The organism is Flavobacteriales bacterium TMED191 (assembly GCA_002171975.2).
GTDB lineage: Bacteria > Bacteroidota > Bacteroidia > Flavobacteriales > TMED113.
The window spans coordinates 1-12,916 of the sequence record NHIO02000057.1 but is presented as its reverse complement, the minus strand read 5'-3'; the positions used below and the strand labels follow the sequence as shown (position 1 = coordinate 12,916).

Sequence of the window (12,916 nt, the reverse complement as noted above, 5' to 3'; positions counted from 1 at the left end):
ATAATTTAAGTATGAAAAAAATAATTTTATCTATCGCTGGCTTAATGTCATTAATTCTATATGCTCAAGAAAGTTTAAATATGGATTTAGTTGGTAATTTACCATACTCACAAGGAACAAATGATATATGGGGCTATGCAGACGGTGGCAATGAATATGCTTTAGTGGGTACTGTTACGGGTTTTTCTGTTGTTGATATATCTAATCCCTCTGAGCCAACAGAGTTGTTTTTTATAGACGGTAGCAGTTCTACTTGGAGAGATGTGAAAACTTGGGGTAAATATGCTTATGTTACCACTGAAGCTGAAGATGGATTGTTGATTGTAGATTTGAGCGACTTAACGGGTCAAACATATGTATATACTGAGGAGTTCTTTACTACATCTCATAATATTTATATTGATGAAAATGGATATGCATATATTTTTGGTACTGATACAGGCAATGGAGGAGCAGTTATTTTAGATTTGACGAATGATCCAATGAATCCTGTTTTAGCTGGAATTTTTGATGATTATTATCTACATGATGGTATGGTTAGAGGCGATACACTTTGGGGCTCTGCTATTTATGCAGGTGTATTTTCTATTATAGATGTATCGGATAAATCAAATCCATCTATTATGTCCTCTTATCCAACATCTTGTCAGTTTACTCATAATGCTTGGATTTCTGATGATAATAATTATTTATTCACAACAGACGAAACAGCTGGCTGCTATGTTGGTTCCTATGATGTTTCAGATATATATGATATTCAGGAAATAGACTTAGTCCAAGAATGGACTGGTGATGGGGCTAATGGAAACCAGGAAAATGTCATTCCACATAATACCCATGTATTTGGAGATTATTTGGTGACTTCGTATTATACATCAGGAGTTACGGTAATTGACGCAAGTAATCCTTTTAATTTAATCGAAGTTGCTTACTACGACACATCTCCTATGACAGGCGGGTCTTTTGATGGTTGTTGGGGGGCTTATCCATATTTGCCCTCGGGATTAATACTAGCTACGGATCAACAAGAAGGTTTATTTATATTACACACACCATATGGTGCATATGAAGGTTTTGGTTGTACTAATGAAAATGCATCTAATTTTGATCCAGATGCCACAATTAATGATGGTACTTGTGAATTTTTAGGTTGTATGGATTTAGAAGCAGAAAATTATAACTCTTTTGCTACCATTGATGATGGTTCATGTGAGTATTTTTGTGACAATTTTGTTGTTGATTTACCGATATGTTCTGATGGTTTGATTTATATGGTAAATTATGGTCAATCAGTTTCTTTAGATTGTCAATCTCCATCTAATAACTTGGTTATTTATATGGATTTGGAAGGAAATATTGTAAATGATGGACCTATTTTTAATTCAGGACCTATTATTGAAAACACTTTTTTTTCAGTAATTAATGAAGCAGTTGTTGAAAGTTCTTCAATTAATACTGGTGAGCCCAACCATGAGGGAACTGGTAATAATGCAGATTATAGTGGTACAGTATATAATGGTGGTTTGTTATTTAATTGTTATTCTGATTTTTCATTAAATAGTGTTAAAGTTTATACAGATACCCCTGGCAACAGAACAATTGAGTTGAGAGATAGTAATGATAATTTACTTTTCGATGTTCTTGTAGATATTCCAGCTGCACCAAATAATGGTTATATAATTGATTTAGGTTGGAATATTAACCCTGGTTCTGATTATTTATTAACTACAAATACTCAAATGAATAATGATAATTTTGGAGACAATAACCCAATGCTTAAAAGAACTACTGGTGGCTTGCCAAACTTTCCATTTGCTGTAAATAACATATTAGAAATTACTGAAGGTTATTATGATAATGGAGAAGGTAATGTAGGCTCTTCAACAGATTATTATTATTATTTTTATGATTGGAATATTTCGTTTGATAGAACTTGTGCAAGTGACCCTTTATTAGTAGAAATTATTGTTGATAATAATGTTTCATTATTGGAGGATAACAAAAAGAATTTGATTGTTAGGTTTACAGACTTACTTGGTAGAGAGACAAATGGTCAAATGTTCACTGTAGAAATATTTAATGATGGGACAGTAGCTAAAAAGATTACTTTAAAATAGATCTTGATATTACAATTTTTTGAATCTCGGATGTGCCCTCATAGATTTGTGTAATTTTTGCATCTCTCATTAATCTCTCAACATGATATTCTTTTACAAAGCCATATCCTCCGTGGATTTGAACAGCTTCGGTTGTTATCCTCATTGCTTTTTCAGCACAATATAACTTAGCCATAGAACTAGTTTGTGAATAGTCTAAGTTATTATCTTTTTGCCATGCTGCTTTTATGCATAGTAATCTTCCACAATCAATCTCTGTTGCCATATCTGCTAATTTAAATGCAATTGCTTGATGTTTGAAAATTTCTTTTCCAAAGGCTTTTCTTTCCTTAGCATAATTGAGGCTTAATTCATAAGCACCAGATGCAATACCAAGAGCTTGTGCAGCAATCCCAATACGTCCTCCCTCTAATGTTTTCATGGCAAACTTAAATCCAAAGCCATCTTCACCAATTCTATTTTTTTTGGGTACTTTAACATCGGTAAACATTATAGAAGTGGTATCAGAACTTCTGATTCCAAGTTTATTTTCTCTTGGCCCGACAGTTACACCTTCTGTGTTTTTTTCAACAATAAATGCATTGATGCCTTTATGACCTTTTGAAATATCAGTTTGAGCAATAACTAAATAAATTGACGCAGTACTTCCATTGGTAATCCAATTTTTCGTACCGTTTAATATATAGTGATCGTCTTTTTCAATGGCAGTAGTTTTTTGAGATGTTGCATCTGATCCAGCTTCAGGTTCTGAAAGACAAAATGCTCCAATGATTTCTCCTTTTGCTAGTTTAGGAAGGTATTTTTCTTTTTGTGCTTCGGAACCATATTTTTCAATTCCCCAGCAAACTAGTGAATTGTTTACAGACATAATTACTGAACATGATGCATCAACTTTTGATATTTCTTCCATCGCTAAAACATAAGAAACTGTATCCATTCCACCACCACTGTATTTGGGATTTACCATCATGCCTAAAAAACCCATTTCTGCCATTTTCGCTATTTGAGATTTTGGAAATTCTTTATTTTCATCTCTTTCAATTACTCCTGGTAATAACTCATTTTTGGCAAAATTTCTTGCAGTTTCTCGAATTAACTTTTGTTCGCTGGATAGTTCAAAATTCATATTTAATCAAAATTTATCTTCTAAAATAATTCTTTTTTTTCTATTTTAACTTTATAAAAATGATAAATATAACAAACAAATTTTCGGTTATTGCTACTATGTCAGGTACTTCAATGGACGGTCTCGATATTGCTTATGTACAATATTATAGAAAAAAAGAAAAATGGCAATTTAAGCTGATACAAGCAGAAACTTTTTTTTATAGTAAGGATATAAAGATAAATTTTATTCAAGCCTATAAAAAAGAATTATCTATTAATTTTTTAGATGAAAAATTCGGGCACCTGATCTCAGATTTTATTATAAGTTTTATAAAAAAGCATGATGTATCTGTTGATTTAATCTCTTCACATGGTCACACTATTTTTCATGAGCCTATGAAGGGTTTTACCACTCAAATTGGTTCGGGAAGTATTATTTCTAAAAGATTAGGTTTGCCTGTTGTATGTAATTTTAGACAGCAAGATATTGACCTTGGAGGGCAGGGTGCACCTTTAGTGCCTATTGGAGATAGATTATTGTTTTCTGAATTTGATGCTTGTTTAAATTTAGGTGGAATTGCCAATATTTCCTACGAGAAACATTCTTCGCGTTTTGCTTTTGATATTTGTCCATGTAATATTTTATTAAATAATATTGCTAATCAACTTGGTCAAGATTTTGATATGGATGGTAAATTGGCATCAAAAGGAACTGTAGATAAAAATTTATTAAAATCTTTAAATGAAATAGATTATTATTATTCTTCACATCCAAAATCTTTAGGTATGGAATATGTTGATTCATTTTTTCTTCCCATTTTGAGTAAAGTGTCTTTAAATAAACATGATTTATTAGCTACAATATCAGAGCATATTGCTGTACAGTTATCTAAGGTTTTTTTACAATTAGACTTAAATAAAATTTTAGTTACGGGCGGTGGTGCATTCAACACTAATTTAATTGCGCGTATTGAAAAAAACTACATGAGTTCATTACTTCTTCCTTCTCGTGAAATTATATGTTTTAAAGAAGCAATTGTATTTGGTTTTTTAGGTGTGCTTAGGTCTTTGAAACAAACAAATTGTCTTTCGTCTGCAACTGGTGCAAAAAGAGATCATTCTTCAGGTGACATATACTTATTATAATGTTTAAAAAAAAATATATATATAGCATATATTATGTTTTTTAGTTATTATTTTTGATTAACTTTTTTATATGAAATCTTTATTACAAGAATACGAAAATAAATCTCCAGAAATTGTTTTTGAATGGAAAGACCCACAATCAGATGCAATTGGTTGGGTAGTAATAAATTCTTTAAGAGGGGGAGCTGCTGGAGGCGGTACAAGAATGAGAAAAGGATTGACAAAATACGAAGTTCTATCCCTTGCTAAAACAATGGAAGTTAAGTTTACTATTTGTGGTCCTGCTATTGGAGGCGCAAAATCAGGTATTAACTTTGACCCTTCGGACCCACGTAAACAGGATGTTTTATTAAGGTGGTATAAGGCTGTTGCTCCATTGTTAAAAAATTATTACGGTACAGGCGGAGATTTAAATATTGACGAAGTATCTGAAGTAATTCCTATTACTGAAGATTGTGGTGTATGGCACCCTCAGGAAGGTATTTTTTCAGGACATTATTCACCCTCATCATCTGAGAAAATAAATCGGATAGGTCAATTAAGGTATGGTGTAAAAAAAAGACTAGAAGATGAAAACTATACGCCCAGTTTATATAAAAATATTGTGGTTGCTGATATGATTACGGGATACGGAGTTGCGGAGTCAATTAAACATTATTATAAAATATGGGGAGGTGATTTTAAAAATAAAAGAGTCATTGTTCAGGGCTGGGGAAATGTAGGTTCTTCTGCTGCTTATTATCTGTCCAAGTTTGGTGCTTTGATCGTAGGTATAATTGATATTAATGGCGGACTTATAAATACAAATGGATTTTCAACTGAAGAGATTAAGAAACTTTTTTTGAATAAGGAAAATAATAAATTAATATCCCCAAATCTAATTGCTTTTGAAGAAGTAAATAAGCAAATTTGGGATCTAAAGGCTGATGTATTTATTCCATGTGCTGCTTCTAGATTATTAGAGTTAGATCAAGTTAACAGACTACTTAACTCAGGTGTTCAGCTTATTTCATCAGGTGCTAATGTTCCCTTTGCTAATAAAGAAATATTTTATGGCTCAATTGCTGAGCATGCAGATAAAAATATGAGTGTTATTCCTGACTTTATTTCAAATTGTGGAATGGCTAGAGTTTTTGCATATTTAATGTCTGAAAGAAGAGTCTTACTAACCGATAAGGATATATTTGAAGATTGTTCTAAAATAATATATAAAGCTTTGTTAGAATGTTATGAGCATAGTTCAAGTAATGTTAACATAACTTCTACAGCTCTAGAAATTGCATTAAATAAATTATTAACTAAACAAAATTCATCGTGATTACAACATTGATTATAATTTTTTTTCTCGGCTATTTGTGTATTGCTTTTGAACATCCTATTAAAATTGATAAGGCTGCAACAGCAATTGTGACAGGGGTTATTTGTTGGACTATTTTAGTTTTGTGTGCGGATTCGGGTTATTATCAAATTTCAAAAGAGTTACAATATCACTTAGTTCATATTTCTGAAATTCTATTTTTTTTACTAGGTGCTATGACAATAGTTGAATTAGTTGATTCTCATCAAGGATTTTCTATTATTACAAATAAAATAAAAACATCAGATAGAATTAAACTGTTATGGATTATATCGATTTTAAGTTTTTTCTTTTCAGCAGTGCTTGATAATCTTACAACAGCAATTGTTATGGCAGCTTTACTACCTAAGATAATTAAGGGTAAAGATGATATTTGGTTTTTTGGAGGTATGGTTATATTAGCATGTAACGCCGGAGGAGCATGGTCACCTATCGGTGATGTTACAACAATTATGTTATGGATCGGGGGCCAAGTATCGGCACTCAATATTATAACTTCAATTTTTATTCCTAGTTTAATTTGTATGTTGGCTCCATTAATTTATTTATCATTTACTCTTAAAGGAAAAATTATAAGACCAAAAAATCATAATTCTGTTGAAAATCAATTAAATCTTACAACTTCATTTGAACGAAATTTAGTTTTTTCATTAGGTGTTGCAGGTTTGTTATTTGTCCCTGTTTTTAAAACAGTTACACATCTTCCTCCTTATATGGGTATGTTACTTAGTTTAGGTGTTCTGTGGGTTGTAACTGAAGTACTACATAGGTCAAAAAATCTAGAAGAAAAATCCAACTTAACTGTAATAGGAGTATTAAAGAAAGTGGAAACACCTACGATTTTTTTCTTTCTAGGAATTCTATTAGCAGTTTCTTGTTTACAGTCAGCAGGTATTTTAAATTCCCTTGCTAATTATTTAAATAATACAATTGGCAATATTTACGTTATTAATGTAATTGTAGGTTTAATGTCGGCTATTGTAGATAATGTTCCATTAGTAGCAGCAGCTATGGGTATGTACCCTATTGATTCAGTAGGTCCCTTTGCACAGGATGGCACTTTTTGGGAATTTTTAGCATATTGCGCGGGCACAGGAGGAAGTGTTTTAATTATTGGATCTGCAGCAGGTGTAGCTGTAATGGGTATTTTAAAAATAGATTTTATGTGGTATTTAAAAAAGATATCATTTTTAGCTTTTATAGGTTATATTTATGGTGCTCTTGCCTATATCATTTTACAGTTTTTATAAATTAAATCAAATTATTATGTTTTATTATTTTAATTTTTGTCAATTAGATAGCTTATTAATTCAAGAATCTAGTGATTTAGGAATTTATACAGATGATATTTCTGTAATAGATTTGTTTTTTCAAGGTGGAGTAGCTGGTCAGGTTATCATTATATTTTTATTTCTTTTATCTTTTATAACAATTTATCTCTTTTTAGAAAGATATTTTACTATTAAAAAAGCATTACAAAAAGATGATTATTTTTTTAATTCAATTAAAGATTTTTTGTATGATGGAAAGCATTCATCTGCGATTGATTTATGCCAAAATACTGATACTCCAATAGCTAGAATTTTAGAAAAGGGCATTGTTAGAATTGACAAGTCACTTGAAGATATTTCAGTTTCAATAAATAATATAGGAAAATTAGAGTTATCTAAATTAGAAAATAATTTAGCAATATTAGGTACAATATCTGGTAGTGCCCCCATGATTGGGTTTCTAGGAACTGTAATTGGTATGGTCCTTGCATTTTATGAGATGGCAAGTTCAGGTGGGCAAATAGATATTGAAATGTTGTCAAGAGGAATTTATACTGCCATGACAACTACTATTGCTGGATTATTTGTTGGAATTATGGCCTATATAAGTTATAATTATTTAGTATCAAAAATTTCTAAAGCAGTATTTGAAATGGAATCTACTGTGATTGAGTTTTTAGATTTAATTTATGATCAAAAGAATAATTAATGTTTTTAAAATCAGAAAATAAAATCAATCCCAATTTCAGTATGTCTTCAATGACAGATATCGTATTCTTATTGCTAATATTTTTTATGTTGACATCCACTTTAGTAACAACTAATGCTCTTGACATTGTGTTGCCTTCAAGTTCTGCTCAACCCCTTAAAAAACAAACTATATCTATTTCAATTACCGAAGATTTGAGATACTTTATTAATAATGAATCCATTGAAAGAATTTTTTTAGAATCCAAAATTCAAACACATATGAAAGGAAATGATACTACAATCATTTTAAGAGCTGCACAAACTATTCCTTTAGAATATGTCGTAGAAGTTATGGATGTAGCATATCGTAATAATTTTAAGATTGTTTTAGCCACACAACCTAATTAATACTATGTTTAATTCTAGAAATAAAAGATTAGGTTTTTTTGGAACTTTGTTGTTTCATGTAGTATTTATTATTGTATGTATTTATTCTACAATGGGATCGAATTTTATTTTACCCCCTGAAGGTATTGAGGTTCAATATTTACCATACGAAAGTCTACATGAAATACAAGAAACAACTCTTGTTCAGGATAATCAATCAATAGAGAATGAATTAATTGATCAGGTGAAAAATGTCGAAAAATTAATTAAAGAAAAAGAAGATGACACTGTGCTACCTAATGATGAAGATACGGTCACTTTTCAAGACAATGAAACGAAGGAGGAGGTTTATATTAGTCTTGAGCTAGAACAGGCTCTCGATAAATTAAATCAACCTCAATCATCTCAAGAATTATTTAATGAAAATATGGAGGATACAATCATTGTGGATAATTTAGAAATTAACGAAAAGAATGACGGTTACATCTTATCGGACAATAGATTTGCTGTAGTCAAAATCAAACCCCAATATAATTGTGATGAGTCAGGAACTATTGTTGTTCGTGTTTGGGTGAATAGACAAGGAAAAACTATTAAGGCTGAGGCCGGAGTTAGAGGAACAACTGAATCTGCATCATGTCTACTAAATGAAGCAAAAATTGCTGCTCTTAGCACTACTTGGACACCCTACTATGATGCTCCTGAAATCCAAATCGGCCAAATAACGTATAATTTTTATCGAAATTGATGAATTTTAATGAGGCGATACATTGGATCTATAACCAGCTCCCATCTTATCAGGAAAAAGGTAAATCTGCATACAAGGAAGATATTGATAATGTTAAATTTTTTTTTGATAAACATAACTTCGATCTTTCACAATTTAAATCAATTCATATTGCAGGAACAAATGGTAAAGGCTCTGTTGCACACATGTTATGTTCCGTATTACAACAATCAGGATATAAAGTAGGTTTATTTACTTCTCCTCATATATTAGACTTCAGAGAAAGAATTAGGATAGATGGCATTAAAATATCAAAAGTATTTGTGGAAGATTTTATAAATAAATATAAAAGATACTTTGAAAAAATTCATATGTCATTCTTTGAAATGAATGTTGCTATGGCATTTGATTATTTTATTTCTGAAAAAGTCGATTTTGCAATTATAGAGGTGGGTCTAGGTGGACGTTTAGATGCGACAAATGTAATTTGTCCAATTTTATCTATTATTACGAATACTTCAATTGATCATACTAATTTATTAGGAAACTCCCTTGAGTCAATAACAAATGAAAAGGCTGGTATAGTCAAAAAGAACACTCCTATCTTGATAGGTGAAAAGAATTCATGTTCATATATAATTGAGAAAAATGCAAAAAAATTAAATGCACCAATATATTATTCATCTAATTATAATTATAATTCTGATTTAAAAGGAGAATATCAAAATAAAAATATTAACACCTGTATAAGTGCTGTAGATATTCTGAGACCTATTTATGATATTACAGATGTAAATATTGTAAATGGTTTACTAAATGTAGTGAAGAACACTGGACTTTTAGGACGTTGGCAAGTATTAAATAAAAAACCTAAGGTTATTTGTGACATCGCTCATAATTATAATTCAATGAAATTGGTTGTAGGTCAGCTATTAAAATTGAATAAAAAAACTTCCATTATATTAGGTCTTTCTCATGACAAGGATATTAATTCTATAATTTCCTTGTTTCCTTCGAACTTTACTTATTATTTAACTGGAAGTTATAATTCAAGAATATTAGACCCAAATAAGCTTTCAAAGTATTTTGATCGATATAATTTAACTTACGAAGTATTTGATTTTTCATTTGAGGCATATGATTATTTACTAAGTAAAACAGATGAAAATGACTTAATTTGTATTTGTGGAAGTACATTTGTTGTATCAGATTTTCTAAAATATTTAGATAAAGCATGAAAGATTTATATATTTGCATTCTCTATTGGGGCGATTAGCTCAGTTGGTTCAGAGCACCTGCCTTACAAGCAGGGGGTCACTGGTTCGAATCCAGTATCGCCCACTAAAACAATAAATCCCTTTTAAATAGAGGGATTTTTTTTTAACTAAGGACCATTAACTCAGTTGGTTTAGAGTGTTACCTTGACAGGGTAGAAGTCACTGGTTCGAATCCAGTATGGTCCACTTATTATTTAAACAAGAAAAAAATAAAAAATATTATTATGAAAAATAGATGGGTTTTGTATCTACTTATTATTATTTCCTTCTTTGCTATTAGTCAAGAGAGTAAAGTGTTGCCTAATGATGTTCAATGGGTGACTCAATCTTCAGAATATAAATCTTTATGTGAACAAATTTATTTTAATGCATGGATTTCAATAAGAAATAAAGTTGCTTCTTTAGATGAGCCAGTGATTATTATGGATTTAGATGAAACAGTTTTAGATAATTCACAATATCAGATAAATTTATTTAATAAGTCAGAAGAATATAATCCAAAAAGTTGGAATAAATGGGTTAAACGAGAAGAAGCTAAATTAGTGCCTGGATCCAAGGACTTCATTTTAAGATATAAAAAAATTAAAGATGCTAAAATTATTTTTTTAAGTAATAGAGATAACACTACTTTAATGGCTACAAAAAATAATATGAAAGATTTAGGGGTTTTTTTTAGCGATGATATTTTTTTGTTGAAGCTTGATAAAAATGATACTAAGATTAATAGAAGGGATGAGGTTTTTTTAGGAAAGAACAGAATGAAGGCACATGGAGCAAAAAAAATTATTGCTTATTTTGGTGATGCAATGGGGGATTTTCCTGAGGACAAAAATTACAAGTTTGGTGTAAATAAATTTATTTTTCCTAATCCTATGTACGGAAAATGGTAGTCAAAATATTTTTTTAGTTAATATTTAAAAACACTCATATGGAAACAAAAACAAATTTAAACACTTTACATTGTATATTTTTTATTTATCAGAGTTTTGCATTTACTACTGATGGTAGGCTTGCAAATTCAGAAAAAAAAATAATTACAAATTTCATGTTGAGATGGTCTGGGAGCCAAAAGGAAAAGCTTAATCAGGTGATTTTGGAAACTATAGCATGGGGGCGTGAAAATATAAAAACTATTCATGATCAAATAGGCGTAATGTTTTCAATGATTGAGTTTTTAAAGCAACAGCCTAATTTCAACATAGCTCAGAGAGAATATTTTTTAATGGACATCCGGAACATTGCTCGATCTGATAATTACTTTTCTCAACAACAACAAGAATGGCACGATATGATGGCGAAGGCATTAGATGTAGAAATTAGAATTTCCCCTCAAACTCATGAAGAAATTGAAAATTCATTAAATAAAGTGAAAAAGAAAAAAATAGGATTTAGGAGAAATAAATAGCTATAATAGTAAGTTTGTTATAGCTTTTTCTATTGTAGGATATTTTAGTTCAAAATTCTCATTTTGTATTTTTTTTGTATCTAAAGAAATATTGTTTAGTAATAAAACATGTTTTTTAAAAAATATAAGTTTTATAAGTAATTGAGGCATATATATCAGCATGGAATATGTATATTTTACTTTTTTAATCATATCAATAAATTGATAATGAGATATATTATCTCTGCTTGCTATATTATAGACGCCTTTTATTTTTTTATTTTTTAATGCAAAGGCAATAAAACGGACAACATCTTCAATATGAATCCAAGGTAATTTTTGTTGGCCATTTGCAAATACTACTCCAAAACCAAAATAAAAGCTCATTAATGATTTTTTTAATATTTCAGCATTTTTATCTAGTACTAAAGGAAGTCTTAGTTTTATTACATTAGATCCAAGTTTAGTAAATTGATCTGCGCAACTTTCCCAATCAACACATAGTTGTGCCATCCAGTCAGTGCCGGGTTTTTCTGTTTCATTTTTTGTCCCATTTTGGTTAAAACCATAATATCCCATGGCAGAGGCACTAATAAATGTTTTAGGATAAGTTTTTAAGTCTACAAACTTATTATAAATTAACTCGGATGTTTTGAGTCTACTATCTCGCATTAATTTTTTATTTTTTTTGTTCCAATTACTGGCAATATTATATCCTGCTAAATGGATTATATGGTCTACATTGTGTAAAGCATTTTCATCAATATATTTTTCTTCAAAATTCCAGTAAAAGGTATTTGAACTAAGATTTTTTTTATTAGAACTTAAAAAGCAAATATTATATCCAGAATGAAGTAATATTTTGCCTAAATTTTTGGCTATTAATCCACCTGCTCCAGTGATTAACACTTTTTCTTTCATCAATTAATATAGATTTTTTTACTAAATGAGGAGTTTTCATTATGTATTTGAATAGTATATATTCCTTTACTATACTGATTTAATTGGATAAGATTATTTTTTTTATTGATGTTTGATTCTATCAATTTTTTTCCAATAGTATTGTAAATTTCTAAGCTTGATGGTTGCTCTAGATTATTAATATTTAAATTATTATTTGCATCTAAAAACATCTGAAAATTGAGGTGTGTTTCTAAATTTGCAGAACTACAGTTTTCTACCACATTGAATGTAATTGTGTTAGTCAGTTCCGGACACTCATTAATAAATGTATTTAAAACATATGTGCCTTCGTTAATAAAGCTTAAATATATTTCACTGTAATTTGGATCATATGCAAATGATTCAATACACCAATCAGCATTACATAATTCAAATTCATCAAGTTCACCAATTATTCCACCGGAACCCTCCCAACTAAAGGACTCATTGGAGCTGTTAATTAGGAGTATTATATCTGTGAAGCATGCATTTTCATTATTTAACTCAATTT

General features: G+C 29.9%; 13 protein-coding genes and 2 tRNA genes. 12 read left to right on the top strand and 3 right to left on the bottom strand.

Annotated elements, in window-relative coordinates:
- The first annotated feature begins 11 nt into the window (after nucleotides 1–11).
- Nucleotides 12–2,117, top strand: a complete 2,106-nt coding sequence (locus tag CBD51_006765) for a choice-of-anchor B family protein (protein ID RPG57714.1) — start codon at nucleotides 12–14, stop codon at nucleotides 2,115–2,117.
- Here CBD51_006765 and CBD51_006760 read toward each other — a convergent pair.
- A complete protein-coding gene (locus tag CBD51_006760; protein RPG57713.1) occupies nucleotides 2,104–3,243 on the bottom strand; it encodes an acyl-CoA dehydrogenase in 1,140 nt (379 codons plus the stop codon). The two genes, CBD51_006765 and CBD51_006760, sit on opposite strands and share 14 nt — an antisense overlap.
- A 59-nt stretch (nucleotides 3,244–3,302) precedes the next feature.
- Between CBD51_006760 and CBD51_006755 the strand changes: the two genes are divergently transcribed.
- The 11 genes from CBD51_006755 (at nucleotide 3,303) to CBD51_006705 (ending at nucleotide 11,484) form a co-directional block, all read left to right on the top strand.
- On the top strand, nucleotides 3,303–4,370 hold the full coding sequence (locus CBD51_006755; protein ID RPG57712.1) for an anhydro-N-acetylmuramic acid kinase: 1,068 nt from the start codon (nucleotides 3,303–3,305) through the stop codon (nucleotides 4,368–4,370).
- Between the two features lie 70 nt (nucleotides 4,371–4,440).
- Nucleotides 4,441–5,688 (top strand): amino acid dehydrogenase, encoded by a 1,248-nt coding sequence (locus CBD51_006750; GenBank protein RPG57711.1) that lies wholly within the window; start codon nucleotides 4,441–4,443, stop codon nucleotides 5,686–5,688.
- On the top strand, nucleotides 5,685–6,977 hold the full coding sequence (locus tag CBD51_006745; GenBank protein ID RPG57710.1) for a sodium:proton antiporter: 1,293 nt from the start codon (nucleotides 5,685–5,687) through the stop codon (nucleotides 6,975–6,977). The genes CBD51_006750 and CBD51_006745 overlap by 4 nt, the downstream gene beginning before the upstream one ends.
- 16 nt (nucleotides 6,978–6,993) lie before the next feature.
- The gene (locus CBD51_006740) at nucleotides 6,994–7,707 is read left to right on the top strand and encodes a MotA/TolQ/ExbB proton channel family protein (protein RPG57709.1); all 714 of its coding nucleotides are present in this window, start codon (nucleotides 6,994–6,996) and stop codon (nucleotides 7,705–7,707) included.
- On the top strand, nucleotides 7,707–8,096 hold the full coding sequence (locus CBD51_006735; protein RPG57708.1) for a biopolymer transporter ExbD: 390 nt from the start codon (nucleotides 7,707–7,709) through the stop codon (nucleotides 8,094–8,096). The genes CBD51_006740 and CBD51_006735 overlap by 1 nt, the downstream gene beginning before the upstream one ends.
- Before the next feature lie 4 nt (nucleotides 8,097–8,100).
- Nucleotides 8,101–8,823 (top strand): hypothetical protein, encoded by a 723-nt coding sequence (locus tag CBD51_006730; GenBank protein ID RPG57707.1) that lies wholly within the window; start codon nucleotides 8,101–8,103, stop codon nucleotides 8,821–8,823.
- Nucleotides 8,823–10,040 (top strand): bifunctional folylpolyglutamate synthase/dihydrofolate synthase, encoded by a 1,218-nt coding sequence (locus CBD51_006725; GenBank protein RPG57706.1) that lies wholly within the window; start codon nucleotides 8,823–8,825, stop codon nucleotides 10,038–10,040. The genes CBD51_006730 and CBD51_006725 overlap by 1 nt, the downstream gene beginning before the upstream one ends.
- Before the next feature lie 28 nt (nucleotides 10,041–10,068).
- Nucleotides 10,069–10,146 (top strand) — tRNA-Val (locus tag CBD51_006720).
- A gap of 44 nt (nucleotides 10,147–10,190) precedes the next feature.
- A tRNA-Val gene (locus CBD51_006715) sits at nucleotides 10,191–10,265 on the top strand.
- Nucleotides 10,266–10,303: 38 nt separating this feature from the next.
- A complete protein-coding gene (locus CBD51_006710) occupies nucleotides 10,304–10,969 on the top strand; it encodes a hypothetical protein (protein RPG57705.1) in 666 nt (221 codons plus the stop codon).
- Nucleotides 10,970–11,007: 38 nt separating this feature from the next.
- Nucleotides 11,008–11,484 (top strand): hypothetical protein, encoded by a 477-nt coding sequence (locus tag CBD51_006705; protein RPG57704.1) that lies wholly within the window; start codon nucleotides 11,008–11,010, stop codon nucleotides 11,482–11,484.
- Here CBD51_006705 and CBD51_006700 read toward each other — a convergent pair whose 3' ends face one another.
- The gene (locus CBD51_006700; GenBank protein RPG57703.1) at nucleotides 11,485–12,384 is read right to left on the bottom strand and encodes a TIGR01777 family protein; all 900 of its coding nucleotides are present in this window, start codon (nucleotides 12,382–12,384) and stop codon (nucleotides 11,485–11,487) included.
- Nucleotides 12,384–12,916: T9SS C-terminal target domain-containing protein (locus tag CBD51_006695; protein RPG57702.1), on the bottom strand; the 533-nt coding region annotated here is incomplete at its 5' end. The genes CBD51_006700 and CBD51_006695, both read right to left, overlap by 1 nt.